28 protein-coding genes are annotated in these 26,737 nt (G+C 38.7%); 16 read left to right on the forward strand and 12 right to left on the reverse strand.

What is annotated here, in order from left to right; translation table 11 throughout:
• Nucleotides 1-428: 428 nt before the first annotated feature.
• Complete coding sequence (locus CHI06_RS14025; protein WP_095249181.1) at nt 429-617, reverse strand: YfhD family protein; 189 nt, start codon at nt 615-617, stop codon at nt 429-431.
• Nucleotides 618-762: 145 nt separating this feature from the next.
• Entirely contained in the window at nt 763-897 is a 135-nt protein-coding gene (locus CHI06_RS14030; protein WP_081825373.1) for a YfhE family protein, read from the reverse strand.
• A 148-nt stretch (nt 898-1,045) separates the two neighbouring features.
• Between CHI06_RS14030 and recX the strand changes: the two genes are divergently transcribed.
• Nucleotides 1,046-1,855, forward strand: a complete 810-nt coding sequence (gene recX, locus CHI06_RS14035; RefSeq protein WP_095249182.1) for a recombination regulator RecX — start codon at nt 1,046-1,048, stop codon at nt 1,853-1,855.
• 10 nt (nt 1,856-1,865) lie between these two features.
• Here the strand turns inward: recX and CHI06_RS14040 are convergent, their stop codons facing one another.
• Nucleotides 1,866-2,543, reverse strand: coding sequence for an SDR family NAD(P)-dependent oxidoreductase (locus CHI06_RS14040; protein WP_095249206.1), 678 nt, complete (start codon nt 2,541-2,543; stop codon nt 1,866-1,868).
• Between the two features lie 90 nt (nt 2,544-2,633).
• On the opposite strand from CHI06_RS14040, the gene CHI06_RS14045 reads away from it, so the two are divergent.
• Nucleotides 2,634-2,957, forward strand: a complete 324-nt coding sequence (locus tag CHI06_RS14045) for a YfhH family protein (protein WP_095249207.1) — start codon at nt 2,634-2,636, stop codon at nt 2,955-2,957.
• A 48-nt stretch (nt 2,958-3,005) separates the two neighbouring features.
• Here CHI06_RS14045 and CHI06_RS14050 read toward each other — a convergent pair whose 3' ends face one another.
• Nucleotides 3,006-3,149: a YpzG family protein gene (locus CHI06_RS14050; protein WP_095249183.1), complete on the reverse strand. Its 144-nt coding sequence runs from the start codon at nt 3,147-3,149 to the stop codon at nt 3,006-3,008.
• A 19-nt stretch (nt 3,150-3,168) separates the two neighbouring features.
• Entirely contained in the window at nt 3,169-3,342 is a 174-nt protein-coding gene (locus CHI06_RS14055; RefSeq protein WP_095249208.1) for a small, acid-soluble spore protein K, read from the reverse strand.
• Between the two features lie 138 nt (nt 3,343-3,480).
• Here CHI06_RS14055 and CHI06_RS14060 point away from each other — a divergent pair, with 138 nt between their 5' ends.
• A complete protein-coding gene (locus CHI06_RS14060; RefSeq protein WP_095249184.1) occupies nt 3,481-3,750 on the forward strand; it encodes a YfhJ family protein in 270 nt (89 codons plus the stop codon).
• 33 nt (nt 3,751-3,783) lie between these two features.
• Here CHI06_RS14060 and CHI06_RS14065 read toward each other — a convergent pair whose 3' ends face one another.
• Complete coding sequence (locus CHI06_RS14065) at nt 3,784-4,764, reverse strand: metal-dependent hydrolase (protein ID WP_095249185.1); 981 nt, start codon at nt 4,762-4,764, stop codon at nt 3,784-3,786.
• Nucleotides 4,765-4,885: 121 nt separating this feature from the next.
• On the opposite strand from CHI06_RS14065, the gene mutY reads away from it, so the two are divergent.
• Nucleotides 4,886-5,986 carry an A/G-specific adenine glycosylase gene (gene mutY, locus CHI06_RS14070; protein ID WP_095249186.1) on the forward strand — a complete coding sequence of 367 codons (1,101 nt, stop codon included), beginning with the start codon at nt 4,886-4,888 and terminating at the stop codon, nt 5,984-5,986.
• 28 nt (nt 5,987-6,014) lie between these two features.
• Here the strand turns inward: mutY and CHI06_RS14075 are convergent, their stop codons facing one another.
• Nucleotides 6,015-6,197 (reverse strand): hypothetical protein, encoded by a 183-nt coding sequence (locus CHI06_RS14075; RefSeq protein WP_095249187.1) that lies wholly within the window; start codon nt 6,195-6,197, stop codon nt 6,015-6,017.
• 114 nt (nt 6,198-6,311) lie between these two features.
• Here CHI06_RS14075 and fabL point away from each other — a divergent pair, with 114 nt between their 5' ends.
• The 5 genes from fabL to CHI06_RS14100 all read left to right on the forward strand — a co-directional run bounded on the left by fabL (nt 6,312) and on the right by CHI06_RS14100 (nt 10,414).
• Nucleotides 6,312-7,061 (forward strand): enoyl-[acyl-carrier-protein] reductase FabL, encoded by a 750-nt coding sequence (gene fabL, locus CHI06_RS14080; protein WP_095249188.1) that lies wholly within the window; start codon nt 6,312-6,314, stop codon nt 7,059-7,061.
• A 72-nt stretch (nt 7,062-7,133) separates the two neighbouring features.
• Complete coding sequence (locus CHI06_RS14085; protein WP_095249189.1) at nt 7,134-7,349, forward strand: gamma-type small acid-soluble spore protein; 216 nt, start codon at nt 7,134-7,136, stop codon at nt 7,347-7,349.
• A gap of 199 nt (nt 7,350-7,548) precedes the next feature.
• On the forward strand, nt 7,549-7,806 hold the full coding sequence (locus CHI06_RS14090) for a YgaB family protein (protein ID WP_090760403.1): 258 nt from the start codon (nt 7,549-7,551) through the stop codon (nt 7,804-7,806).
• A 193-nt stretch (nt 7,807-7,999) separates the two neighbouring features.
• Entirely contained in the window at nt 8,000-8,530 is a 531-nt protein-coding gene (gene ntdP / locus CHI06_RS14095) for a nucleoside tri-diphosphate phosphatase (RefSeq protein ID WP_095249190.1), read from the forward strand.
• Between the two features lie 108 nt (nt 8,531-8,638).
• Entirely contained in the window at nt 8,639-10,414 is a 1,776-nt protein-coding gene (locus tag CHI06_RS14100) for an ABC transporter ATP-binding protein (RefSeq protein WP_095249191.1), read from the forward strand.
• 517 nt (nt 10,415-10,931) lie between these two features.
• Here the strand turns inward: CHI06_RS14100 and CHI06_RS14105 are convergent.
• The 4 genes from CHI06_RS14105 to CHI06_RS14125 all read right to left on the reverse strand — a co-directional run bounded on the left by CHI06_RS14105 (nt 10,932) and on the right by CHI06_RS14125 (nt 19,806).
• The gene (locus CHI06_RS14105; RefSeq protein WP_095249192.1) at nt 10,932-12,146 is read right to left on the reverse strand and encodes a translocation protein TolB; all 1,215 of its coding nucleotides are present in this window, start codon (nt 12,144-12,146) and stop codon (nt 10,932-10,934) included.
• A gap of 344 nt (nt 12,147-12,490) precedes the next feature.
• Entirely contained in the window at nt 12,491-13,564 is a 1,074-nt protein-coding gene (locus tag CHI06_RS14115) for an FUSC family protein (protein WP_095249194.1), read from the reverse strand.
• 190 nt (nt 13,565-13,754) lie between these two features.
• Complete coding sequence (locus CHI06_RS14120) at nt 13,755-18,224, reverse strand: glutamate synthase-related protein (protein WP_095249195.1); 4,470 nt, start codon at nt 18,222-18,224, stop codon at nt 13,755-13,757.
• 286 nt (nt 18,225-18,510) lie between these two features.
• Entirely contained in the window at nt 18,511-19,806 is a 1,296-nt protein-coding gene (locus CHI06_RS14125) for a glutamate-1-semialdehyde 2,1-aminomutase (RefSeq protein WP_095249196.1), read from the reverse strand.
• Nucleotides 19,807-19,981: 175 nt separating this feature from the next.
• On the opposite strand from CHI06_RS14125, the gene CHI06_RS14130 reads away from it, so the two are divergent.
• On the forward strand, nt 19,982-20,386 hold the full coding sequence (locus CHI06_RS14130; protein WP_206021615.1) for a potassium channel family protein: 405 nt from the start codon (nt 19,982-19,984) through the stop codon (nt 20,384-20,386).
• 65 nt (nt 20,387-20,451) lie between these two features.
• Entirely contained in the window at nt 20,452-20,922 is a 471-nt protein-coding gene (bcp, locus tag CHI06_RS14135) for a thioredoxin-dependent thiol peroxidase (RefSeq protein ID WP_095249197.1), read from the forward strand.
• 101 nt (nt 20,923-21,023) lie between these two features.
• Here the strand turns inward: bcp and CHI06_RS14140 are convergent, their stop codons facing one another.
• Nucleotides 21,024-21,782 (reverse strand): IclR family transcriptional regulator, encoded by a 759-nt coding sequence (locus CHI06_RS14140; RefSeq protein WP_095249198.1) that lies wholly within the window; start codon nt 21,780-21,782, stop codon nt 21,024-21,026.
• Between the two features lie 140 nt (nt 21,783-21,922).
• Between CHI06_RS14140 and CHI06_RS14145 the strand changes: the two genes are divergently transcribed.
• From CHI06_RS14145 to CHI06_RS14165, 5 genes are all read left to right on the forward strand, one after another.
• Nucleotides 21,923-22,480 carry a TetR/AcrR family transcriptional regulator gene (locus CHI06_RS14145; RefSeq protein ID WP_095249199.1) on the forward strand — a complete coding sequence of 186 codons (558 nt, stop codon included), beginning with the start codon at nt 21,923-21,925 and terminating at the stop codon, nt 22,478-22,480.
• A 500-nt stretch (nt 22,481-22,980) separates the two neighbouring features.
• A complete protein-coding gene (locus CHI06_RS14150; RefSeq protein WP_095249200.1) occupies nt 22,981-24,021 on the forward strand; it encodes an aryldialkylphosphatase in 1,041 nt (346 codons plus the stop codon).
• 20 nt (nt 24,022-24,041) lie between these two features.
• A complete protein-coding gene (locus tag CHI06_RS14155; RefSeq protein WP_095249201.1) occupies nt 24,042-25,043 on the forward strand; it encodes a phosphotriesterase family protein in 1,002 nt (333 codons plus the stop codon).
• Nucleotides 25,044-25,076: 33 nt separating this feature from the next.
• On the forward strand, nt 25,077-26,240 hold the full coding sequence (locus tag CHI06_RS14160) for a thiolase domain-containing protein (protein WP_095249202.1): 1,164 nt from the start codon (nt 25,077-25,079) through the stop codon (nt 26,238-26,240).
• A gap of 3 nt (nt 26,241-26,243) precedes the next feature.
• Nucleotides 26,244-26,657, forward strand: coding sequence for a Zn-ribbon domain-containing OB-fold protein (locus CHI06_RS14165; protein WP_095249203.1), 414 nt, complete (start codon nt 26,244-26,246; stop codon nt 26,655-26,657).
• The last annotated feature ends 80 nt before the right edge of the window (nt 26,658-26,737 follow it).

Genomic DNA, 26,737 nt, shown 5'->3' on the forward strand with positions numbered 1-26,737 from the left:
TTTTTTTTACCATTATCCACAAACTTGTCCACATATTAAAACCTTATATTCTAGTACTCCACATACTTATACACATTATCCACAAGTAAAGGTTCTGATCTGAAATAACAGTGGAAATTCGTTTCTAATACAAACAGCTTATTAAGTTCACAACCTATTCATATTTCCAACATTATTATGTTAAAAAACTGTGAAATCGTTGTCATGGGTGTGGAACGGGAGTATAGTAAAGATGTAAAGGAGATAGTGAAAGCATTCACAATCGCCTGCATTTTTTAACCGGCTCCTATTGCCTTTAATGGCAGAATCTCTCTATAGGGCGCGATGATTTAATTAATTTTTCCCCCTTATATATTTTTAAAGAAGCAGGGATATCCTGCTTCTCTTTTTTTGCAGCAATAAAATGCTGCCTGCTTTTTTAAAAAGGGTTACTTTCTACGTTTATTTGTAACGCGCTGGTTGGCTGCATTTGCCCGTGCCATTGCTTCAAGGTCTGCATGATCCGCAAATTCAGCGGAATACTCCACATCGTTTCCATCTGATTTCATGTTCTTAGGTACCTGTGGAAGAGATGCTTTGTTTTTATCACGAGAATTATGTCCACGCGAACGACCCATTACAAAAACCCCTTTCAAAGTTGGCATTAAGGAACAAAAAGGTTCCCTTATATAGCATTTACTAATTAAAAGAGTTCATGAATGGAAAAAACTCCTTATCTAGCTCCTGTCGCCGATAAGCAGGCGCCTTCCGCTTATTTCTTACTTATAAACGAGTTTTTTTGTCATGGAAGCCGCCAGCACGGTCTGCCATTTTAAACTCACGTTGGTAGGATACCTCCTGCATACTTGTAAGTGAATATTTTCCTCTATCCTTATCTTTTTTCTTCTTTTCTGCCATATTTGCTCATTCCTTTCAACATTTAATTTTGTTAATCGTTAAAAAGCTTATGGGAAAAATTAAGCACATTCTCCATTTTTACCTTTTCAGAATGGAATGATACTCCATTGTTGAAAAAATATGATAAAGTATTGGTGAGGTGAATGATATGGCGGTTATTACAAAAATCACCACTCAGCAGAAAAACACAGATCGCTTTAATATTTTTATGGACGATGGAAAAGGTGAAGAATATGCCTTTAGTGTCGATAGTGCTGTATTGATTCGATTTGAATTAAAGAAAGGGATGGAGATTGATGAATTTTCCATCTTAGAGATACAATTTCAAGACGAAATCAGGAAGGCCTATAATCGTGCAGTTAATTATTTGGCAAGAAGAATGAGATCTGAAAAAGAGATAAAGGACTATCTTGCACAAAAGGAAATAGAAGAACCTATTATTAAAGAAGTTATTCATAAATTAGCTGCTCAAAAATATATTAATGATGAGGAATATGCCCTTTCTTTTGTAAGAACCCAAATGAATACGACAGATAAAGGTCCAGACTTAATCCGTATGGAGTTAAAAGAGAGAGGCATCAATGAGGGGATAATCAAACATGCAATAGCAGTTTACTCTGTAGAAGATCAAGTTGAAAAAGCTATTAAGGTGGCAGAAAAGTTAATAAAAAAGAGTTCAAAGGAATCTCAACGAATCGTTAAGCAAAAAGCAGAGCAATTCCTATTAAGGAAGGGCTACCCCTTCGATGTGATTCATCTGGCGCTAACTGAAGCAAATACCGATAAGGAACAAGATGAGGAAATGGAAGCCATAAGGTATCAAGGCGAAAAAACACAGCGAAAATATAGTAATTTTACCGGTTTTGAATACAGCCAAAAAATGAAACAAGCTCTTTTCCGTAAAGGATTTTCAATGGATTTGATTGAAAAATATTTAGAAGAAGTCGAAAAATCATGACGCAGTTCCGTCATGATTTTTTACTTTCAATGATAATCTCGTCCTGATCGTATTGCTCCATAATGATTTCAGCAACTTCATTAGGTGAACGAAAACGGGAAGTGTCGGCAACGTGAGTGCTCCCTTCCCAAAATGGGGTATCCATGCCGCCCATATATATGGCTTTTATTTTAATCGGGCTATTTTTGTACTCTTTTTGAAGGCTTTCGGTAAAGCCCCTAACAGCAAATTTACTTGCCGCATAAACAGCTTCATTCACTTTTCCTCTTAAACCCGCTGTTGAAATAATATTAATCAGCAGCCCTTCACCTTGTTCTTGCAGTAAAGGTAAGACAGCTTTTGTTATTAAAATCGTTCCGAGAACATTCGTGTTAAGTATTTCGCTGATTTCTTTCTCCGTTATGTTAACAAAAGGTCCGAAATGACCGACACCGGCATTGTTAACCAAACCAACAATTCTGTGTTTTTTGCTTATTTCTTTGATCTTTATCAAAATATCTGTTTCTTTTTGAACATCAAGAACAACGTAATCTGCCACACCACCTGCTTGTTCGATTTCGGATTTAACAGCAGTAAGTTTATCAAGAGTTCTCCCAGTCAATAAGACATGATAACCCTGCTGCGAAAATAATAAGGCTAATTCTTTCCCCAAGCCAGAACCTGCTCCGGTAACAATGATGGTTTTCATTTTCACTGAAATCTCTCCTTCAACCTTTATTATTTACATAAAAATAACTATACTAAAATAAGAGGAAAAACGAAAATGGGAGTGGACGATATGCAACAGGAGAAACGATATAGCACGATGACAGAGCATGAATTAAAGCAGGAAATTGCCCAGCTGTTAGAGAAGGGGAGAAAAGCGGAGCAAATGGGAATGGTTAGTGAATATGCTGTGCTTGAAAGAAAAGCAGCTATGGCTCGAGCCTACTTATTAGACCCTGCTAATTTTAAACCTGGTGAGATTTATGAGCTTGAAGGAGATCCTGGTAAATATTTTAAAATTGACTATATGAATGGTGTCTTTGCCTGGGGATACCGCTTAAAGGGTGATGGAAAAGAAGAAGCATTGCCAATTTCTATGCTAAAATGGTTAAAGTAAAAAAGACAAACCAGAGAGTAATATCTCTGGTTTATCTTTGTGCAGCCTTTAGGATTGCTTCCGGGTTTGGCGCTTTAAAATGATCAGGTCTTGGGATATCCGGGTTTCACCATTGATTTGAGAATGAGCATGCTTTGATTTAGCCCAAGGGGTTGTAAATGGCTTACCTTCATGAGTTTTCTGGTTTCCCATAGTTAAAACCTCCCAAAGTTTAGAAATACTCAGGTGTATCCTTTTCACGCTCACCAGAAGCCCGCATACGCTCTTGCGGATGGGTGTTGATAGTACCATCGGCTCGTCTTGAAGCATACTCTGCTTTCGCCCGTGGCTCTCCCTCTAGCTTATTGTTATTTTGGTTCGGGAAATTCCTTGCTTTATTTCTCACCATGTTGGTACCTCCATCAAAAGGGAATGAGAAACCGTGAAAAGCAAAGTGTCGTCACACCAGTGCTTACCACGTGATAATAGTATTCGACTTTTATGTTAAGGTTATGTTATAAGAAATTGGCAATGAGGTGAATGTATGAACGATTATCACGATAGATTAGCAAAGCTGTTGTTAGAAAAAAACGAATTGCTCTCCTACAATCAAGCCCTGACCTGGGTTGAGTTGATGTGTGAGGACTTTGAAACCACCGCTGCGAAGGCAGGAAGAGATTACCTAGGCAGTGAGATGACGGAAAGAATTGTTAAACAATGGATTGATACTTATGGGGAAAGGCTCCATGATTTTGTTGCCAAAAATCCAAAATATAGGGATTTCCTCATCCAAGATAAGAATAAAATAAATTAAAGGCGAGTGACTATAAATCACTCGCCTCTAACATTAACTAGGAATAATACTGAGCTTTTTACGGAGTTTCTGCTCACTGAACACCCAGCCGGTATAGGAACTAATTGGATTTAACTCTAAATCTAACTGTACTACTGCCACGAACGGATAATGTCCATTGCTTCGATATCTTAGATCAATAAAACGAACTTCGTAATAGTCATCGTACTCATCTAATTCCCATCGATAGACAGGCGAGAACGACAGGAAGGCAGCTAAGTTTTTATCTTTTTTAGCGGCTTCTAATACAGGTGTTTCCGGTACCGGCACTCGCTTAAAACGGTCTAGTATCTCGACATTCGTTCCTACCGCTTTGCCGACAAAGAACTCCCCTTCGTTCATCGCAGCAATTCTCCAAAGATGAAACTTCATAGTTGGTGCAATTATGATTTCCGTTGCGTCTGGAATTAACTTCTTAACTTCTGCCTTAACTTTACCTTGAGCATAAAACCGAAGGAGGTAATATCCAAATAACACGACAAACATCGTTAAAAATGTATAACCGGGATCTGCACCAAAAACCCAAATAATAATGGCGACTATGTGAATTCCAAAGATAATTGGGTCAAAGGTATTAATTACTCCAAGCGCAACCCATTTTGACGTAAATGGTCTAAGAGCCTGCGTACCATAGGCGTTAAAAATGTCTACAAACACATGGATAAACACCGCTGCAAACGTCCACCCCCACAGGTGGAGAAGATTTGCATTAGGAAAAAAAGGATAAATCACTGCTAAAAGAATAAGAGGCCATATAAGTATAGCTGGAATAGAATGGGTGACTCCTCTATGATTACGAATATAGATGGCATTATTTCTTAACTTTAAAACGGTATCAATATCAGGTATTTGTGAGCCTGCAATCGTAGCAATTAATACACTTGTTGCCGTTACAGAGCTGCCAGCTACTATAGGATCAAGAGTAGCCAGACCGCCAAGTGCAATTCCCATTACAACATGAGTTCCAGTATCCAAAAGGAAAATTCCTCCTTTAATAAAATCTTGTCAAAATCAATAATATGGCTTATCGTTAAAAAATGCTTATTATTATATTCCCTTAATTCTTTTTGTTTAACAGGCTGGAGGCATTTTTGTAATGGTAAATGAGTTGAAAAATATAGAAAAAGTCTCAATAGAAAATTTTCAAGAAGATTTAATCTCCTGGTTTAAAGCCGAACAACGCGAATTGCCATGGAGAAAAGATCAAGACCCTTATAAAGTATGGGTGTCAGAAATCATGCTGCAGCAAACAAGAGTAGATACGGTTATTCCTTATTTTAATCGATTTATTGAATGGTTTCCAACTATAGAAGACCTTGCGAATGCAAATGATGATAAAGTTCTTAAAGCATGGGAAGGACTAGGTTATTATTCGCGAGTACGAAATTTACATTCAGCTGTAAAAGAAGTAAACGAAAAATACGATGGTCAGGTACCAAATACTCCAAAAGAAATTTCGAACCTTAAGGGGGTTGGTCCCTACACGGCTGGAGCAATTTTAAGTATTGCCTATGGTATACCTGAACCCGCAGTGGATGGTAATGTCATGAGGGTTTTATCACGAATCCTCTCGATTTGGGAGGATATCGCAAAGCCATCTACTAGGAAGATATTTGAAAATGCTGTTAGACAGCTAATCTCCCATGAAGATCCTTCTGCGTTTAATCAGGCATTAATGGAACTTGGCGCATTAATTTGCACGCCAACGTCGCCTTCTTGTTTACTCTGCCCTGTACGGGATCATTGTCAAGGTTTTCATGAGGGAGTAGAGTCAGAACTTCCAATTAAGACGAAAAAGAACTCACAAAAAAATGTTGAACTAGCAGCAATTATTGTAAAAAATGAAATGGGAAAAGTTCTAATTCATAAACGTCCTGAAACTGGATTATTAGCAAATTTATGGGAGTTTCCAAATGTTGAAATTCATCAACCGTTACTGATGGATCGTACTCAAATCACTGATCTTTTCAAAGATTCCTTTGATATGAATATTATGCTTGATAAAGGTATTGGTCAAATAGAACACATTTTTTCCCATTTAATTTGGAATATCCGTGTATTTACAGGAACAATTGGTTCCGATTTTTCTGAAGGTAATGGTTGGAAATTTATTTCCTTAGATGAAATGGAAGACTATGCCTTTCCGGTTTCTTATCATAAAATCCTAAAGCTATATAATGATTATACAAAAAAATGAACGCCACAAGGTTCCTGGCGTTCTTTTTTTATAATTTTATTCCGCCGCGACTTTCAATTTCTTCAATAATTTCCCGATGAATGGTAACTCCTTCACTGTTTAAATAAGGTGCGATTTGCTGGAGTGAGTGATGAAAAAAAGCAAGTTCATTTTCATTCCAATCCGCTTTAGACATCATTGATAGCTCTGTCATGTCCCGTCCTGTATACATAATCGACTTCCTTTCCAATGGGATTCATCCAGCTTATTGTTTTGTAATTAATTGTCTTCTATTCATAGAAAAGCTAAAATGAAAAGAACACGAAAATAAAAGGGGTAAAGGTATATGACACAAAAAGTAGCACTTATAACAGGAAGCAGCAGAGGAATAGGGAAGGCCACAGCCTTAAGGCTTGCTCAAGCCGGGTATGATATTGTCATCAACTATGCAAGAAGTAAAAGTTCTGCACTTAAAGTAGCAGAGGAAATTGAAGCATTAGGCAGAAAGGTTTTAGTGGTAAAAGCGAATGTCGGGGATGTCAGTAAAATTAAGGCTATGTTCCAACAAATCGATGAAGAATTTGGCAGGTTAGATATTTTTGTTAATAATGCTGCCTCTGGAGTTCAGCGTCCTATTATGGAACTAGAAGAAAATCACTGGGATTGGACCTTAAATATTAACAGCAAGGCATTATTGTTCTGTGCTCAGGAAGCAGCAAAGTTAATGGAGAAAAATGGTGGCGGCAAGATTGTCAGCATAAGTTCTTTAGGGTCGATTCGTTACTTAGAAAATTACACCGTAGTAGGTGTTTCTAAAGCCGCGTTAGAAGCCTTAACGAGGTATTTAGCAGTTGAGTTAGCAGCTAAAAATATTGTTGTAAATGCGGTCTCTGGCGGAGCTGTCGATACAGAAGCATTAACTCATTTCCCAAACCGCGAGGAGCTTCTTCAGGAGGCAAAGGAGAAAACTCCAGCAGGGCGTATGGTGGAAATTGAGGACATGGTAAATTGCGTTATGTTCCTATTGTCAGAAGAATCCAGCATGATTAGGGGCCAAACAATAATTGTTGATGGCGGAATTTCCTTACTCGTTTAATTATTTTTTTTAAGAATTTTTTAGGATAATCTCCACGAAAGGGGACATATTAATTTCGTGGAGGTGATTAACATGGCAAACAATCAACAACCAAACAAAACTTCAGCTGGAACGAACATCCAAGAAGTTAGACAACAAAACGCTCAATCTCAAGGCGGTGCAGGTGCAGCTGGCCAATTCGGAACTGAATTTGCAAGCGAAACTAACGCTGCTGAAGTGAAAAAGCAAAACCAACAATCTCAAGCTAATAAAAACCAAGGCGGTTCTGGCCAATTTGGTCAAAGCTAAAATGAAATCGTAAGAAGAAGGCGCTCTTATTCGTATAGAGCGCCTTCTTTCTGTTTGTCTAGCTTCAGCGCCTGGGGGCTCGGGGTTCCGCTATTCGGCCATTCGACAAAACTTCTCTTCAGTCTACATAAGTAGTCAAAGGATAAATCTATTTATTAAAGAATACATATTAGGAAGTAAAAATAAGGCGGTGTGGTAAATGGATCATTTTAACCGTTTAGTATCTGAGCAGATGATGACAATGGAAAAATTACTATACCTTCAAGGTGAGCTTGAGCGGTGTCAAGAAATTGAAGAACAACTACAGACTCTGCAAAATGAAACGGAGTTAGAGAGTGTCCAATTTGATATTAATCAAATGAAAAAAGAGTTAAAAGAGATTCAGGAAATCTTCGAAAAACAAACGGAGGAAGTCATCCAATCCTATCGTGAAACTGATTTAGAACCGTCAATATAGGTCAAAAATCAAAAAAAAATTGAAAAATATGCAAATTTCTTCAAAGAGTCATTGAAATCAATGGCTCTTTTGTTTTAAATTCTTTACTCAACCGTTATAATAATAAGAAATAGTAAATGAACTTTGTTGCCATTTGTCGTTAATTGCAGGAAGAAAGGTTACAAAGCGTTTAGGAAGGAAGAAGGGGAGAATCATGGGCGTACCCATCGAAGGTGAACCAATACAAATACATAGCTATAAGCACAATGGGCACATCCATCGCGTCTGGGAAGAAACGACCGTTTTAAAAGGATCGCAAAATCTGGTAATTGGCGGGAATGATCGCACAATTGTTACGGAGTCAGATGGAAGAACATGGATTACAAGAGAACCAGCGATTTGTTATTTTCATTCACAGTATTGGTTTAACATTATTGGGATGATTCGTGAAGATGGTATTTATTACTATTGTAATCTCAGCTCACCATTTATTTTTGATGGTGAAGCAGTTAAATATATTGATTATGATCTTGATATTAAGGTATTCCCTGATATGACGTTTAATTTGTTAGACGAGGATGAATATGAACGGCACCGTCGTGAGATGAAGTATCCTGAGGTTATTGACCAAATCCTGAAAAGAAATGTCGAAAAGCTCATTCAGTGGATTCGACAGCGTAAAGGACCATTTGCGCCAGATTTTATTGATATCTGGTATGAGCGTTATTTAACCTACAGACGTTAATGGAAGAATGTTTCGGAAAGATGATGAAGGCACCTACACGTATTGTAGCTGTCTTCATCATCTTTCCCTGTTCTTATTAATGTGACAGCGCAGAAAGAGGGGCCAATCTTGAGCAGTGTTCGCAGATATCTCGAATTTGTTAAGCCATATCGCCTTCAAATTATAGGGACGATTATTATCGGGGTTTTAAAATTCGCTATCCCACTTATGATACCCATGCTCATTAAGTATGTAGTGGATGATATTATTGGGGCAAGTGGTTTAACAAATGATGAGAAATTAAATAAATTACTAATCATAATGGGAATTATGATTGTTGTTTTTGTCGTAGTAAGGCCGCCGATTGAGTATTATCGTCAATATTTTGCCCAATGGACGTCAAGTAAAATTCTATACGATATCCGTGATCGGATGTATACACATATCCAGAAACTCAGCTTTAAGTATTATGCCAACACACGGTCAGGAGAAGTTATTTCTCGCGTTATTAATGATGTTGAGCAGACGAAAACATTTGTTATTACTGGCCTTATGAATCTTTGGCTCGATATCGCGACGATTATTATTGCCATCATTATTATGTTTTACATGAATGTGAGTCTTACTTTTGTATCCATCCTGCTATTTCCGTTATATGCGATCTCTATCAAGTACTTTTTTGGTAATCTTCGTAAGCTTACCCGGTCGCGCTCACAAGCACTTGCTGAAGTACAAAGCTATTTACATGAACGGGTTCAAGGGATGCCAGTGATTAAAAGCTTTGCGATTGAAGAGTTTGAACAAAAGCAGTTTGACGTACAAAATAAGAATTTTTTAGATAAGGCATTAGAGCACACGAGCTGGAATGCAAAGGCATTTGCGGCCGTTAACACAATTACCGATATCGCACCTTTGCTCGTTATCGGATACTCAGCTTACCTTGTTATTCAAGGAAGTTTAACACTGGGAACAATGATTGCGTTTTTTGCTTATATTGATAAATTGTACAATCCGTTAAGAAGGCTTGTGAATTCTTCCACAACCCTTACGCAGTCATTCGCATCAATGGATAGGGTATTTGAATTCCTTGATGAGAAATATGATATTGTCGATGCTCCTAATGCGGTTGAGTGTAAGGATGTGAAGGGGGACATTACGTTTGATCATGTTCAATTTACCTACAATGAATCAGAGGAAATGATTCTGAAGAATATAAACCTTGATGTGAAAAAAGGGGAGACGATTGCCCTTGTTGGGATGAGCGGTGGAGGAAAGTCGACACTCGTCAGCCTGATTCCTCGTTTCTACGATGTCACTGAGGGGAAAATTCTATTAGATGGAGTAGATATCCGTCATTTCAATGTTCAGTCCCTACGAGACAAAATTGGCGTAGTTTTTCAGGACAATATCTTATTTAGTGAATCTGTAAAGAACAATATCTTATTAGGGAAACCTGGCGCAACGGATGATGAGGTATATGAAGCTGCCAAAGCGGCAAATGCGCATGATTTTATCGTGAATCTTGCAAATGGGTATGATACGAAGGTCGGCGAAAGAGGCGTTAAGCTTTCAGGTGGTCAAAAGCAAAGAGTGGCCATTGCCCGAGTATTTTTACGGAACCCGCCGATTTTGCTATTAGATGAGGCAACTTCAGCTCTTGATTTAGAGAGTGAACATCTTATTCAAGAAGCACTTGATAAGCTGGCCAGGGATCGGACGACATTTGTTGTAGCCCATAGGTTATCCACCATCACACACGCTGATCGAATTGTCTTAATCGAACATGGTAAAATTGTCGAAGTGGGCCAACATGAAGAATTAATGGCGAAACAGGGCAATTATTATAAATTATTTCAAGTCCAGCAGCTTGAACAGCATAATGAAAAAACACCGCTGCAGGCATAGAATAGAACAGCAAAAATGACGTATGTAATTGGCATACGTCATTTTTTATGGATTAGTGTCTAAGATACGAGTGTGGATCAAATCCTGATTTTGTTTGTATTTTTGTAAAATCGGAAGATGAAAGCCCGAGAATAGCTAAAAGAGGTCACTCATAAGGTGAATGAGAGCCTGAGAAAAAGTTAAATGAAGAAAGAGCGGTCACTCATCCAACTTGGATGAGTATCGCTCTTAACGTCTAATTCATCTAGAGTTAATGTCCGTGAGAACTGAAATTATTTAAAATTGTATTATATTCTTGGTCACTAATAATCCCTAACTTTTTACATACGTAGGAATTTAATAAGATTTTTTTCTTTATTCGTTTAGTTGGAGACACCCTTATCACTCCCTTTATTCTTATTGTATTTCACACCCGCAAAAAAGTTTCCTTTAACCAAAAAAATCCCTAAATGAAAAGTATTGCCTATATAATACTTTTGGAATTACTCACTTTAATTGGACTTTATCGACTCATTGATTACTTCTTAAATAAAACAGGTGAAAAATCTACATCTTCTATCCATATGTTCGCATCTTTCTGCATATCATGCTGTATCCATACATCACCTTTGTAATTTTTGTCTTGCCTACGTACCCATGTGAGATAAGATTCAACGACCTGAGGATTTACATCTAACTCATTTTCTTTTGGAAATGTGATTTGATTCTGAGTGCCTGAGGCTAAATCTATCTCATATAGAGAGGTGAACATTGTGGGAACTGGCCCCTCTTCCCACGCTTTGTTTTCCTGTGACCGCGCGACAATCACTTTTGAAGGTGACAGCCACTCTAAATCTAGGTCTACATATCCTTTCGGTGTATATTCTACCTGTTTGGTGGATGCCTCTATATCAGCAACTTTAGTAATTTTATTTTTAACAAAAAACCGTCCTTCTCCCGAAATATAAGCTAATTGGTTGGCTTGTGGTGCCCACTTAAACCAGTCACTAAATCCTAACATCCTACCAATGTCCTTGAACATTTTTCCATCAGAGGATAATACACATAAAGGGTTACTGTCCATGGCCCAAGAAGGTGTAGGAGTGCCGAGAAAGCTGACCCATTTTCCGTCATGACTCCACTTAAAATCACCAACATTAACGGCAAATAAATCATTTTCATCTATTTGGATTGAGTACAATAGCTTAGCTTTTTTCTCATTAAGATTCATATCCTTTGGAATTTGGTACAACTTAATTGGTTCCCAGCCCGTAGGAAGTCGACCAGATTGAGTAGAAACAATATACTCTTTACCGTTTGGAAACCATGCGAATTCACTAACACCTAACGAAACATTTTCAAATCCATATGGCCTGCCATCCTTTGTCTTTGTAACATTTAGGACCCAGCCAGATAAATAAGCTAGCTCATTTGCAACAGGGGACCACCTAAATAAAGAAGTCTCAATGATGGGATACGGTTTATAGTTTTCTTTTTTCTTTGTATCGTAAATCCAGAGATTTGATTTTTCACCCTGCTCATCACCGTCTATGTATGCAATAAACCTACCATCATAGGACCACTGGGGAGAATTGACATATTTATTTGTTGTGAGCTGTACTTCTTGATCTCCGTCTTTCATCCATAACTGATGGTCACGAACAAACGCTGCCTTTACTGGTACTTCTGCCTTAGTCACAGAAATAAACTGAAATATGAAAAGCAATATAAGGAATAAAACTTTTATTGGCATGGCATTCCCTCCTACTAAGTAGATTTTCCTAATAGATTCAAGTGATGCCTAGTTTTGGCTGTTTTTCCTAGATATTGAGAGGATAATGAATAATAAATCATACATGAAAAATTGAGAGGATTGAATTATTTGAGGTTTTTCCTAGCTATTCCACTAATTTTGATTGGAAGTATTTTGGTTGGGTTAACAATTGATGACATCGGAGATATAGGTAATATAATTATGCATATTATAGGGTTTGGTTGTCTTTTAGGTGCTATCGTAATTGGAAGAAGCAAGAAAGAAAAACTAAAAAAACAATCTTAACCTAAAAAAAACTTACCCCTCCGGTAAGTTTTCTTTATTTATTCAATTTCCTTCTGTTCAATGGATACCTCATTGTGATGAAAAGAGTGAAAGCTGGTAATTAAGGTATCAAGATGTTCGACCTGTTCCCCGTAATCAATAATGGAAGAAATGATTTGCATCGTATGATATAAATGCGGATCGTCTTGGCCGCCGAAGAGCTTTTGATGGGCCAAAAACAGATCAAATAGTTCTTTCTTATTAATACAATTACTATCCTCACTATCCAAGGGAGTTGGAACTTTGCCAATAAACCGGAGCATTAACTGCTCATGATGGTAAATGACACTGTCGAGCTGTTCCTGTATGGATTGTTGAAAGTTTTCAGGGAGATGAAGCATTTCATTTTCAAATCGATGAAGTTTCTTTAATGTATCAAGTGCCTTTTTGGCAGCGGATGTCATTTGTCTAAAAATCACCAGTTTTCTCGATTTCTCTAGACTAGTTTTTTTGAAATAACTTCTTTCCTCTTTATACAATAAATAAAACTGACTCATTTTCATTAAATTATCTTTTAGTTTTTCAATATCGGCTTTTAACAGATTGTGGTCGAAGTCATGCCGAGTACTTAATCGTATCCAGCGAATAATTTCCTCTGTTGTCTCTGATATCCTAAAATAAAGCTTATTTTCATATTTTGGAGGCAGGAAGACAAGGTTGACGACAAAGGCTGAAAATACCCCAATCATAATCGTTGAGAAACGAATTCCTGCGAATGGAATAAAGTCAGTGCCAGGGGTTTCCATAATTGAAACTAGCGTTACAAGAGAAAGTCCGATTGTATTCTCAATTTTTAATTTAAGATTGATAATAATAACAATCACGGCGGCTAAACCAATGATGATAATGTGATTTCCTAGTAGGAGGACAAACATGACTGCAAGAATTGCCCCAATTAAATTTCCTTGTATTTGTTCAACAATCGTTAAAAAAGAACGATAAATGGTTGGCTGAATCGCAAAGATTGCAGCAATACCTGCCAATACAGGAGAGGGTGAGTGTAGCAGCTGTGCTAAATAAAGGGATAAAACAATTGCAATTCCCGTTTTGAAAATGCGGGCACCTAACTTCATTCTAAATAATTTCCTTTCAAATTTAAGTCGTGTGTACTTAGTTTACTTCATAATGAACAAATACGTACTATACATGGATTAAAACATTTAATCAAGAGATATTGTATGAATTTATGTAAGTAATAGTTAAAGATATTTTCCAAAACGCAAAAAAGAACGTCCGCGGTAAAATGCGAACGTTCTTTTCGTATCATTCTGTAGATACAGCTGGATCAGCCTGTTCTTTTACTGGAACAATTTGAATAAAGTGATCTTCTGGGTTAGAGAGAAGTGCTCGAAGCTGAGTAGCTTCTTCTGTCTGACCATCATTAGCCAATACATCTGTATATTTACCGAGAAGCTCATTTACATCTTTTTTCCCATTTTCGGTTAAGCTCATGACTGAAACCTTTGCACCTTTAGCAATCCTTCTCATAATCGCTTGGGCTGTTAAACCAACCTCAGGCTGTTGACGCACATAAACGACTCCACCAGTCATACCTGCACAAATCCAAGGACCTGGATCTCCTAAAACTAAGCCGCGGCCATTTGTCATGTATTCAAATGCAAAGCCTTTAATATTTGCATTTGCTCCAATATTTCCAGCTTCATTTTCAGGCAGTGGCTGCTTAACAGAGCCGCCAATAATTAAATCAGCACCTGAAAGACGGATTCCAGCACGAGCGTCAGCATTACCCTGAGCTACTAGCAGCCCTTTTTGTGCCCCATATCCGAACCCTTTTCCGACAGAACCATTATAATAGTTGCCATTTTTTCCTTTTGATTTAAGAATAAAGATATTCCCGCCAAAAGATGTTTTTCCAACACCATCTTGACCGCCGCCATTAACAGTGATTTCAATACCGCCGCTATTATAAGCACCTAGGCCGTTTCCAGGAATGGAACCATTCTTGTACTTAAGCTGCACAGGAGGAAGCTGCAGGTATGAACCATCAAGTCTTCCTCGAACTCGGTGACAGGAAACCCTGCTTCCTAAGACGCGTTGTTCTGAAGTAACACTGTCAAATTCGCGAGAAGAATGTAATTGTTCAACGCTTGCGTCTAAATACTCGGCACCAACGGCCACTTGCATTTGGACTTCTTGGAAAGCCTTTGTTTCTTCTGATTTTGAGAATTGGCTAATTTCAAGCGGTTTTAATAGATAAGATAGGCTAAGCTGATTCTTTCCTTTCACCTGTTCTAATAATTCAGAACGTCCAACTGCATCCTGCAAGTTTGTAATTCCAACAGAAGCGGCAAGTGCTTTTAACTCACTTCCAAAGGATGAAAATAGATTCATGATGCCATTTACAGCTAAGTCCAACTGACGTGGAACAAAGCGGCGAAGTCCATGTTCTTTAGCTTGAACCTCAGATTCAATTTGGGTAGCAATACCAACATGACATGTATCTAAATGACATCCACGGCAAGTGGTACAGCCGATTGCCAGCATGGAAAGAGTTCCAAAACCAACGCGGTTTGCACCAAGGAGCATAACCTTCATGACGTCCATGGCACTCTTCATACCGCCATCTGCCCAAATCTCTACTTTATTACGAAGTCCACTTTCAAGCAGAGCATTATGGGCTGCCTTTACACCGATTTCGACAGGAAGTCCAACGTGCTGAAGGGCATGGATTCTGGCTGCACCTGTACCACCGTCAAATCCGCTTAAGGTGATGATATCAGCACCTGCTTTAGCAATACCAACAGCAATGGTACCGATATTTGGGACAACAGGTACTTTTACCGCAATTTTCGCTTGGTCATTACCTGTTTTTAATTCTAGAATCATTTGGGCTAAATCTTCTATTGAATAGATATCATGGTTGTTTGATGGTGAAATTAGATCTGATCCAAGTGTAGCGTTACGTGCAGCAGCAACCTTAGCTGTTACCTTTGAACCAGGTAAGTGACCGCCTTCACCAGGCTTTGCACCCTGCCCAATTTTAATTTCTAATAGATTAGAAGAGTTTAAAAGCTCAGCATTTACTCCAAATCGTCCAGAGGCAATCTGCTGGCCTCTCGTTTTTGGATATTTACCCAGCATATCTTTGATTTCTCCGCCTTCACCATTTAGACTGACCATGTTTAGGCGATCAGCACCTTCAGCGTAAGCTCTAAAGGCAGTCTCATTTTGTGAGCCAAACGACATAGAAGAAATAATAAATGGCAAATCATGCTCGCCGACTGTAATATCAACGTCCGTTGGGGAAATGGCTTGATTGCTCTTCTTTAATTGAACTAAATGACGAATCGTTGTTGGATTCTGCTCTTCTTGTTCACTAATTTTATCACGGTAAGCACTATAGTCACCTGTTGCAGCAACTTCACCTATAGCTTTCCAAATACGAGGGAAGAGGTGGAAGGTTTTCCCGACTCTTTCCTTCTCATTATGGTAATCCTCAGCTCTTTGAAAAGCATCATTCTTCATTGCTGCATAATTATTCTCAATCTCAGCAGATCCAAAAAAGTTAACGATATTTAATACATTTGCAATCTCTTCGTGCAGACCGATACTTGAGAAGAGTCTGCCATAGCCGCGTAATTCGTGAATACCAATAGTTGAAATTACTTTTTCAAGCCCCTTAGATAATGCACTATAAAGGTTAATTAAAGGTTTATTGGATTCATCGAGCACTGTCATGAACATGTAGTAGGGGCTGATTAAATCTGCACCTAATCCAAAAACAGTTATCATGTCGTGCAGAGAACGAATGGATGCAGAGCGTAGCAAGATAGAACAATTTCTTCTTAATTCTGCCTTTACCAATGCTTGATCGATAGCAGCTGTAACTAAATGTGGATCAATCCAATAAAAGTCTTCCTGATGTGCGTTCGCATCGTCAAGAACGATTAAACTCTTTCCAGAAAGTACAGCTTTAACGGCTTCTTCAGAAATTCTTGTTAATGCAGTATCAATGTTCTCGTCTTTTCTAAAGGTTGTAGAAATAAACGCAACCAGCTTTTCTTTTTGGAAATATTGTACCACTTGATCGAAGCTCGGTTGGCCAATAGTCTCGGAACAGCTATAACCTGCTTTGCCTTCTAATAGAAGGGGAGTGGTTAACTCAAGAACAGTTTCTGTTTTTTCATTTTTAAATAAATCAGGACGCTTCCCAATAATCACTCGTGTGGAAAAATGCTCCGTTTCTCGGTCGCGGTCAATCGCAGGATTCGTAACAACTGCTACACTTTCTTTAAAATAATCTGCAAGGTTTTTACGCTCAGGATTAAGAGCTGCAAGTGGTGCATCATGCCCAAGGGAACGAATCGGCTCAACACCTTTTTCAGCCATTTGCTCAATTAATTGAATGTGGTCTCTTTCCCAGCCAAATGCCTTATATTGCCCATTGTGTATTTTATCTGGATAATTCATCGTAATTGTTTTTTCTAAAGCAGGTGCTTGTAAACGAACTCTTGAACCCTGTAGATTCAAGCGATTTGAATAACGGTTATAAACTTCTCTTTGAAATTTGTCCTGCTGGTAAACTTCTAATTTACTATTGCTCCACTTAAAGCCAACTTTTTCACCAGGAGCTAGCGGCTTAGGGTCATTGACATACTCACTCGAAGGAATGATGCCTGGTTCAGATGAGAATAAATAAGAAGTTTCAGTTTCGAGCATCCAAAGTGGCCGTAGACCTAGGGCATCGACACTAAAAACAGCTTCATTCCCAAATCTAGAAATAATGCCGGCAGGACCTTGGGCAAAATGCCCCCATGCTTCGCGAATATAAGTATATAAATCTTGTAAATCTTCTGAGTAGGCTTTAATTTCATTGATAATTGGCGGGAATAATAGGTCGATTGCCTCGAATAGCGTATATCCTTCACGGCAAATCAATGTTTCCATTGTCCGGCTTAGATCTTGTGAGTCACTGCCATCTTTAACGAGTGGAACACCAATCATTCTCGCTTCATCACGAAGCTTTGCGATGGTGTTAATTTCCCCATTGTGTCCAAGAACACTAAATGGCTGAACTCGGAAAAAGCTTGAAAGTGTATTGGTGGAATAGCGGTTATGGCCAAGTGTTACGGTTGAGGCAACAACGGGACTGGCTAAATCCATATAGTAGCGAGGAAGAATATCTCCGGCACCCATAACTTTATAAACAGCATGATTTTGGCTTAAGGATGCAACATGAACATATTCATTGGTTTCAAAATCGATAATCGCCTCGAATAATACCTTAGTTAATTCTTGCCCTGCCTTTTTGGAGATACATGCAAACTGCCAGAAAACTGGATTTTCTTGAATGGCGATTGGGCCGAGAGCACTAGAGTCGGTAACTTGATTTGATTCAAAGATAATTTCTAAATCGTAGTTTTTTAGTTTTTGAAGTAATTCTTGTTTAATAGAGTCCCAGTTAGCTTTTAGGCTGATAAAAACATGACCAACAGCAAAGCTATCTGTGTCAGCTAAGGAGGGATCAACATTTGCATTTTGTAACTTTTCTTTCCATAGAGCCTTAGGAATATCAACATGAATTCCAACACCATCGCCCTCACCGTTTATAAAACCAGCACGATGATTCATCGTAACAAGAGCATCTATGCAATCAAAAATGTTTTTTCTAGTAGGCTGCTTGTTCTTTTCAAGACAAGCTACAATTCCGCAGGCATCATGTTCATGCTTATGGAAATCTTTAAAAAGGGAAGGATTCCATCTTTCTGTCATATAATTTGGCTTCAGCGAAATTTCCTCTAAAGCCGCTCACCTCCTATTAGCTTATTAATGTAAGAATTGTTGACAAAAAATTGAGGGCACAACTAAATAAGATTGCGTGAAAATAATATATCATATGAATTTTCAGAAATCAAATAAATATACAAGAATGTGGATAGAAAATTGAGGAAATTTAGATGGTTTTTTTAAATGAAAGTTATAATGTAAACGTTTTCAAAGTGACGGATATAAATAGAGAGTGATTACCACTCTCTATTAATGAATAAAAAATGTATATTTATTCGTCTGCGAGTAAGGAAAATGCATTATTTACGGCATGAAGTGTTGCTTCGATGTCCTCTTCTGTATGTGCAATGGTTAAGAACCAGGCTTCGTATTTAGAAGGAGCCAAATTAATTCCTTGTTGCAGCATTAACTTGAAGAACCTGCCAAACATTTCACCGTCTGTATTTTCTGCTTGCTCATAGTTTTCAATTTTTTCATTTGTAAAATAAACGGTAAAAGCACCTTTTAAACGATTCATCGTAATTTGAATACCGTGCTCTTTTGCAGCTTCTAGAATGCCTTCCTCAAGCATTGCCCCTAAACGATCAAGGTAGTCATATACTCCTTCTTGCTTTAATACATCAAGACACGCGATTCCAGAAAGAATGGAGGCTGGATTCCCTGCCATCGTTCCTGCTTGATAGGCAGGTCCTAGTGGTGCCACTCGTTCCATAATTTCCTTACGTCCACCATATGCTCCAATTGGCAGACCCCCGCCAATAATTTTCCCTAGGGCTGTTAGATCGGGCCGAATACCTAATAAATCCTGTGCACCTCCATACATAAAGCGGAAAGCGGTAATAACTTCGTCATAGATAACAAGTGCGCCTGCAGCATGGGTAAGATCGTTCACCTGCTGTAAGAATCCAGGTTTTGGTTCCACAATTCCAAAGTTCCCAACAATGGGTTCCACTAAAACCGCTGCAATTTGGTCGCCCCATTTGTCTAATGCTTCTTTAAAAGGCCCAATATCATTAAATGGAACCGTAATGACTTCTTGGGCAATACTCTTTGGAACACCAGCTGAATCAGGGGTTCCGAGCGTAGCTGGCCCTGACCCGGCAGCAACAAGAACAAGATCAGAGTGACCATGATAACATCCGGCAAACTTAATAATCTTATCTCTGCCAGTATAGGCACGGGCAACACGAATCGTTGTCATGACTGCTTCAGTGCCTGAGTTCACAAACCTAACTTTTTCTAAAAAAGGCATGGCTTCCTTCAGCATCTTTGCAAACTTTACCTCATGCGGGGTAGGAGTGCCATATAGAACTCCGCTCTCTGCAGCCTTTTTGATGGCTTCTGTTATATGTGGATGAGCATGTCCTGTAATGATTGGGCCATAAGCTGCAAGGTAATCGATGTACTGATTTCCGTCGACATCCCAAAAATAGGCGCCTTGAGCACGCTCCATAACGACTGGAGCACCGCCACCTACCGCTTTGTATGAACGAGAGGGGCTGTTTACCCCGCCAACGATATGTTCCAACGCTTCATTATGTATTCGTTCTGAATTTGTAAGTTGCATTATTTTTCCTCCTTGAAATGGATTCCTTCCTATAATAGCACTTTTTTAATCAATTTTTATTTGTTTTACTTTTGAAAAATTTTTACGGTCCCGCCACTTTAGCAAGGATTGTTGATATTTTATCGTCCAAGCCTGCATAGAATGAGACTAATGACGTCAATTGGGGTGGCTGCTGATGTTCTATTTCTTATTGCCAATTGTTATCTTCTGTATTTTTATGAGTATAAGAACATTGTTTGTACCAAATACAATAAAAGGGAAGTTTGTATCAATAGAAAATGCACTTTTTTTAGGATCCATCTATCTTACGGTTATTCTTGGGTTTGGACTTATCTATTTATTGTTTGAATTAAAGGGTGTGTCATTGCTCGTAGAAACAAATCATGAAAATAACTATAACTTGTTTGAAACAAGCTTTTATTTCAGTGCAATGACATTGTTTTCTGTTGGGAATGGAGATGTTGTGCCACACGGGTTGGGCAGAATGGTTGCAGTTGTCGAGGCTTTAATTGGTTATACACTGCCTGCAGCGTTTGTAGCACGTGCATTAATGGACAGAGAAGTTAAAGAAATTAAATAGTTGTATTGTTGATAATGTTTGGTTAGGCTTATGGAAGAGAATATTTTCCATGAGGTGATTAAGTTATGGCAATAGAGTTAGGGAAGCAAGCACCAGATTTTGAACTATTAGCAAGTAATGGTGAAAAAGTAAAACTGTCAGATCTTAAAGGTGAAAATGTAGTATTGTATTTCTATCCAAAGGATATGACACCTGGCTGTACCACTCAAGCATGTGACTTCAGAGATCTTCACAATGACTTTGCACAGCTAAATTGCACGATTATTGGAATCAGTCCAGACCCTATAGGTAAACATGAAAAGTTTATTGAAAAGTATAACTTACCCTTTTTACTATTATTTGATGAAGACCATCATGTTTCTGAACTGTACGAGGTTTGGAAATTAAAAAAGAATTTTGGTAAAGAGTATATGGGGATTGAAAGATCTACCTTTGTCATTGATAAAGAAGGTAAATTAGCGAAAGAATGGCGAAAAGTGAAAGTAAAAGGGCATGTTGAAGAAGCGTTGCAGTATGTAAAAGAGAATTTAGCTTAGTGTCCTCTGACAATAGTTCTTTGCTGACACGAAAGAGCTTTACTTCAATAAGAAGTGAGGCTTTTTTGTATGCAGAAAAAGCGGGGAAAATCCCCCGCTTGTCATCGATAACCGAAACTTACTGAAATTTCTTTGCTGATATCTATCAAATAACGAGATAGTTCATTTTGTTCGTTTTGAGGAATAACCTCAGAAAATCCTACAACAGTTACAGACCCAAGAAGTTTTTTCTGATAGTTTAATACCGGAATGGAAACGGATGAGACCGATGGTACTAATGGTTCCCTTGCGAAGGCAATTTCTTTCTCTCTTATGATTTTACATTCGTCTTCAAGCAAATCTACCTTTTCTGGAGGAATTTGCATAAATTCTTTCTCTTTCCATTCACGAATCATTTGCTCATCCATGAAGGCCATGAACACTTTGCCTGATGCAGAACGTAAAGGAAGTAAGGTTCCTATTTGAGCGCCAATATTTATCCCGCGATTTTTGTTCAACTCTTTAACAATCATTGGACCATTATGGGTCCAGCTTGAAAATAGAACAGTATTCGAAAACTTCTCGTTAATTTCATGCATAAAAGGTGTAATCCGGTCGATAACATTTTCCTGATCTACAGCAGCCATCCCATATTCAATCAACTTGCTCCCCAATACATATTCTCCCGTATCCTTGTAACGATAAAGGATGCCTAATTGTGTGAAGGTATTCAAATATTTATAAAGATTACTTTTAGTAATCTGTGTTAATTCTTGAATATCGGAAAATTTTAATGGCCTGCCTTGTTGGGCGATTGCTTCAATAATACCCATACCTACTTCTAATGATTGAATAGTCGTGCCTTTTTTAATGACTTCCATGTAAGAACCTCCTCAAAACCCTAATCCCTATATTATCATAGCAAATGTTGTAAACAAATATAGTAAAATTCTTGGAGTATGGAAATTTTTAGTGATATAGTAGTAAAAAGAAATGTTGATATGAAGGAGTTTCTTATAAAATGGATACAAGATTACAGATAATCGAGATTTCAACACCGCTTTTCCAGCAAAAAGGATATAAGGGTGTAGGTGTAACTGAAATAATAAAAGCATGTAACATTTCTAAGGGTTCATTTTATCATCACTTTCCAAATGGAAAAGAAGAATTACTTATTACTTGTCTTAAGTCAATTGATGAAACGATTACAACACATATGATAGATATTTTCAAACAATATCCAACGACTCAAGAAGCCACACAGGCGATGATTGATATATTAGTTAACGATTTTGAACAAGCAGGCAGGGTTGTTGTTTCTACATTCACCAGCCTCGTAAGCGAAATAGGTTCTCTCAGTGAACCAGTTCGAATTGCCTGTTCGGACCTTTACATGAAAATGCAAAAGATATATTGTACTAAGTTAGAAGCAGACGGATTTACAAAAGAAACTGCTAATTCGATAGCTCTCATGATGATTGCTTCTATAGAAGGTGCAATAATGCTTTGTTTAACACAAAAATCAAGTGATCCACTTAAAGTAATCTCCTGTGAATTACTGAAAGTACTGAAAAAATAGGAATGACTTTTATTATCAAAAAAATAATTTCTGAATAAAAGATGAAGCTGTCTCAAAGCCATTAAAATTGGCAATTAAGACAGCTTTTTTAGGTAAATAATGATAGAGTACTGCAAATAAAAATAAATATATTAAAATAATAATTTAATATTATATTTATTTTAAATAGTGAAAATTATTTGACTTTGGTATAACAATATTATAATATTTTACTAACAACTCAGATTACATCATTGAATTACGCCGAAAGAAAGCGATTACATTAAAAAGCTGCATTCAAGGGGAATTTTAAATCCTTGAACCCAACACTTTATCAATCGTTTTTTTATTTATAGTGGAATTGGACCGACCGGTCTGTTTGGAATAAAAAAATAAAAAAGAGCAGGGTTTAATAGCATGCCCTTATTGGACCGACCAGTCTGTTCGGAAAATTCTCTTTAAAACTAAATCATCAACGACGCCTTTAAAGTGAAGAACCAAATATATAAGGAGGTTTTAAAATGCTAGATCATTTACAAGAAAAAAGTTCAGATGTTGTTCGTACTGTTCTCGGACTAGTACCAGCTCAAGAATTAGGTGTTGTTCTTATTCATGAATCACTTCTTTCTGTAGTTCCTGGTGCGGAATATGCACCTGAGATTAACATGGACAAAAGCGAAATCTTTGAGGTCTTAAAAAGAAAGCTTACTGAATTTCGCCGCAATGGGGGAAAAACCATCGTTGACCGCAGTGGTATGTTCCATGGCCGTGATGTAAAACTTTATGAAACACTTTCTAAAACAACAGGTGTCCATATCGTAGCATCAACAGGCTTAGGGCCTGAGCCTATGTTAAGCGGTTACTTTGTTACACCGCAAAAAAATCCGCCTACACCATGGTCAGCAGAACAATTTGCGGATTTGTTCGCAAAAGAGGTAACCGAAGGTATTGTTGTACCACGTATTGAACGTTCAGGTCTAGCTGGATTAGTAACGTCAATCGCAAGTCAAAGTGGTATTACCGAAAAAGAAATCAATCTTTTCCGGGGTTCTGCACTAGCTGCCAAGAAAACAGGAGTACCTGTATCTGTACAATATGGCGAAGATGCTGTTAATGATCTGGAAATTTTATTAGGGGAAGGCATTGAAGCAAACCGTGTCATCATCGGAGGCCTTGATCGTCTCGATGCTGTAGAACGTGGAGAAGCATTCGCTGTTGCGCGTCGTGGAGCTATGGTGGCATTTGACCATGTTGGCTGGACTACAAACGAAGGCTATGTGAACGATGAGCAGCGTGCGCAGCTAATTGCTGAACTATTTAATGAAGGTCTTAGCAATCGCGTCCTTATTTCAACGAATGCGGTTGGTGTTGCCAAAGGTTATGAAGCAAAAGATATCAGCTATGATTACTTACTAACAACATTTGTACCACTATTAAAGAAAGCAGGAGTGACGGACGAGCAAGTTCGTGTTCTTTTAGAAGAAAACCCACAACGTGTATTAACCGTTAATACATCAGTAGCTGCGGAAAAAGAATCCGTTGGTGTAGCAGAGAAAAACTAATCGCGAGGAGTGAATAATAGATGGGTAAGGTAAATACGGTTCTAGGCCCAATCCCGACAGAGGATTTAGGAATTATAGCAGTGCACGAGCATATTGGATTCGGTCTGCCTGGTTGTGATTTAGATACACAATGGTGGAAAAAACCTGAAGAGGCTTTTGAAGTGACAATTGAAAAGTTACGCCGCTTCCGTGAACACGGTGGTAAAACGTTCGTAGATTGTACAGGAATTGGAAACGGACGCGATGTCGAGTATTTCCAAGTACTTTCACGTAGAACGGGCGTTCATATCATTGCTGTTACAGGCTTTGTAGCAGGAGACTCAGCTCTTCCATATTTCCGTGACAAATCAGTTGAGTATCTAATGGATTTATTCATCCATGAAATTACGGTTGGTATTGACGGTACAGGTGCAAAAGCTGGTGCTATTAAAGTAGGTGTAAGCCGAGGCGGAAAACTAAGCGAACTGGATAAACGCATCTATCGTGCAGCGGCCCGAGCAGCATTAAAAACGGGTGCTCCAATTATTACCCATTTATGTGTAGATGCTGAATCAGCAATCGCCATCTTTGATGAAGAAGGATTACCTCTTGATCGCGTTCTTATGGGTCATGCTGATGATGGCGGATATCTCAATGAAGACCGTGATAACCTGATTGCCAATCTAGGAGGATGGGTAGGGTTCGATACAATTGGCTATGACAGTGAAATGGAAGGAGCTCCTTATTGGTCACGTCCTCGTCAAGATCGTGTGGATCATTTCCTTCGTTTTCTTGATAAAGGTTATGTCAATCGTGCCCTAATTTCAGCGGATGCTAACTGCTGTGCTCTAGGCTGGCCAGGATTAAAAGGACATTCAGTTAACTACTTGTTCGAAGAGTTCTTACCAGATTTGCGTAAAGCTGGTGTGGGTGAAGAAGTAATTGAACAACTTTTAGTACACAATCCTACGAATTTTTTAACGATGCAAGAACCGCAAGATATCAAACCTTTGTTAGGACGTACGGTACAAGAATCTCGTTAATAGGGAAAAGGAACAACGGGAGGTAAAAGACAGATGACAATTAAGGGAATGGCCTATATAGCAGGGGCATTCGAGCATCCAACACGTAAGGCTCCGGATAAATCCGTTGCAGCCTTACATGCTGAATGTGCGAAAGGTGCCTTAGAAGATGCAGGATTAACTTTCTCCGATGTAGACGGTTATTTTTGTGCCGGTGACGCTCCGGGTGGAGTGCTGTCTATGGTCGATTATTTAGGACTCAACGTACGTCATGTAGACGGTACAGACACGGGCGGCTCATCGTACATTGCCCATGTATCCCATGCTGCGCAGGCAATCGCAGCCGGTAAATGCAATGTTGCATTAATTACAATGGCAGGACGTCCACGTTCAGAAGGCCGAAGTGGTGTTAAACAGAAGCTGGTTGGTGCCAATGTTCCAGATACTCCATTTGAACTTCCATTTGGACCAACTGCTGTAAATGAATATGCAATGGCTACGATGCGTCATATGCATGAATACGGAACAACAAGCGAGCAATTAGCATGGGTCAAAGTGGCTGCATCACATCATGCACAATACAATCCAAATGCAATGCTGCGGGATTTAGTGACGGTGGAAGACGTTGTTTCCTCTACTATGATTGCTGATCCATTACATAAATTGGATTGTTGTGTTGTAAGTGATGGCGGCGGTGCACTAGTTATCGTAAAACCTGAGATTGCTAAAAGTCTGAAACGTCCACTTGTCAGAGTGATGGGCGCAAGCGAAGCACCAAAAGGATTACGTGGAGGCAAAACCGACCTAACCTATTCAGGAGCTATTTGGTCAGGACCGAGAGCTTTTGAAGAGGCTGGAGTCACACCGCAAGATATAAAATATGCATCCATTTATGATAGCTTTACTATTACGGTGTTAATGCAGCTTGAAGACTTAGGTTTTTGTAAGAAGGGTGAGGGCGGAAAGTTTGTCGCTGATGGAAACCTGATTTCAGGAATTGGTAAGCTGCCGATTAATACGGATGGGGGCGGGTTGAATAACAACCACCCTGCAAGTCGAGGCGGCATTGTAAAAGTAATCGAGGCAGTTCGTCAGCTGCGTGGAGAAGCACACCCGCGAGTGCAGGTTGAAAATTGTGACATTGCGTTAGCTCACGGTACTGGCGGGGGACTTGCAAGCCGACACGGAAGTGCAACACTTATCATAGAGAGGGTGTAAAGAATGGGAACAACATTTCAAGATAGAACGATGACGATCCCTGAAATTCATCCGGAACATAAGGAATATTGGGATGCGGCTGCAGAAGGAAAACTTCTAATCAAACAGTGCGATTCCTGTGGAGAGTTTCATTATTATCCACGAGTGCTATGTCCTTTTTGTATGAGTGATAAAACAACATGGGTGGAAGCAAAGAGCACAGGCAGTATTTACACATATAGCGTAATGCGTCGAGGTATGCCGTATGTAATCGCTTTCGTGGAGCTTGATGAAGGTCCACGAATGATGACAAATATCGTTGATTGTGATTTAGATACAGTACACATTAATCAGAGAGTAAAAGTGGTATTCAAGCAGAGCGGGGATGAAAATAATCCAGGTCCATATATACCTTGTTTTACACCGGTAGAAGGGTGATTAGGACAAAACTCGTTGAGAGACCAATAGATTTGTCCCTATTGAGGTGGCTTGAAGACAAATCGTGTTTAGAGACAATT

The sequence above is a fragment of the Bacillus sp. 7884-1 genome (genome assembly GCF_002272245.1).
Classification (GTDB): Bacteria; Bacillota; Bacilli; order Bacillales; family Cytobacillaceae; genus Neobacillus.

Coding starts and splice junctions, on each gene's coding strand:
- CHI06_RS14025 (WP_095249181.1), bottom strand. CDS start 617: ATGGGTCGTTCGCGTGGACATAATTCTCGTGATAAAAACAAAGCATCT.
- CHI06_RS14030 (WP_081825373.1), bottom strand. CDS start 897: ATGGCAGAAAAGAAGAAAAAAGATAAGGATAGAGGAAAATATTCACTT.
- recX (WP_095249182.1), top strand. CDS start 1,046: ATGGCGGTTATTACAAAAATCACCACTCAGCAGAAAAACACAGATCGC.
- CHI06_RS14040 (WP_095249206.1), bottom strand. CDS start 2,543: ATGAAAACCATCATTGTTACCGGAGCAGGTTCTGGCTTGGGGAAAGAA.
- CHI06_RS14045 (WP_095249207.1), top strand. CDS start 2,634: ATGCAACAGGAGAAACGATATAGCACGATGACAGAGCATGAATTAAAG.
- CHI06_RS14050 (WP_095249183.1), bottom strand. CDS start 3,149: ATGGGAAACCAGAAAACTCATGAAGGTAAGCCATTTACAACCCCTTGG.
- CHI06_RS14060 (WP_095249184.1), top strand. CDS start 3,481: ATGAACGATTATCACGATAGATTAGCAAAGCTGTTGTTAGAAAAAAAC.
- mutY (WP_095249186.1), top strand. CDS start 4,886: ATGGTAAATGAGTTGAAAAATATAGAAAAAGTCTCAATAGAAAATTTT.
- CHI06_RS14075 (WP_095249187.1), bottom strand. CDS start 6,197: ATGTATACAGGACGGGACATGACAGAGCTATCAATGATGTCTAAAGCG.
- fabL (WP_095249188.1), top strand. CDS start 6,312: ATGACACAAAAAGTAGCACTTATAACAGGAAGCAGCAGAGGAATAGGG.
- CHI06_RS14085 (WP_095249189.1), top strand. CDS start 7,134: ATGGCAAACAATCAACAACCAAACAAAACTTCAGCTGGAACGAACATC.
- CHI06_RS14090 (WP_090760403.1), top strand. CDS start 7,549: ATGGATCATTTTAACCGTTTAGTATCTGAGCAGATGATGACAATGGAA.
- ntdP (WP_095249190.1), top strand. CDS start 8,000: ATGGGCGTACCCATCGAAGGTGAACCAATACAAATACATAGCTATAAG.
- CHI06_RS14105 (WP_095249192.1), bottom strand. CDS start 12,146: ATGCCAATAAAAGTTTTATTCCTTATATTGCTTTTCATATTTCAGTTT.
- CHI06_RS14115 (WP_095249194.1), bottom strand. CDS start 13,564: ATGAAGTTAGGTGCCCGCATTTTCAAAACGGGAATTGCAATTGTTTTA.
- CHI06_RS14120 (WP_095249195.1), bottom strand. CDS start 18,224: ATGACAGAAAGATGGAATCCTTCCCTTTTTAAAGATTTCCATAAGCAT.
- CHI06_RS14125 (WP_095249196.1), bottom strand. CDS start 19,806: ATGCAACTTACAAATTCAGAACGAATACATAATGAAGCGTTGGAACAT.
- CHI06_RS14130 (WP_206021615.1), top strand. CDS start 19,982: ATGTTCTATTTCTTATTGCCAATTGTTATCTTCTGTATTTTTATGAGT.
- bcp (WP_095249197.1), top strand. CDS start 20,452: ATGGCAATAGAGTTAGGGAAGCAAGCACCAGATTTTGAACTATTAGCA.
- CHI06_RS14140 (WP_095249198.1), bottom strand. CDS start 21,782: ATGGAAGTCATTAAAAAAGGCACGACTATTCAATCATTAGAAGTAGGT.
- CHI06_RS14145 (WP_095249199.1), top strand. CDS start 21,923: ATGGATACAAGATTACAGATAATCGAGATTTCAACACCGCTTTTCCAG.
- CHI06_RS14150 (WP_095249200.1), top strand. CDS start 22,981: ATGCTAGATCATTTACAAGAAAAAAGTTCAGATGTTGTTCGTACTGTT.
- CHI06_RS14155 (WP_095249201.1), top strand. CDS start 24,042: ATGGGTAAGGTAAATACGGTTCTAGGCCCAATCCCGACAGAGGATTTA.
- CHI06_RS14160 (WP_095249202.1), top strand. CDS start 25,077: ATGACAATTAAGGGAATGGCCTATATAGCAGGGGCATTCGAGCATCCA.
- CHI06_RS14165 (WP_095249203.1), top strand. CDS start 26,244: ATGGGAACAACATTTCAAGATAGAACGATGACGATCCCTGAAATTCAT.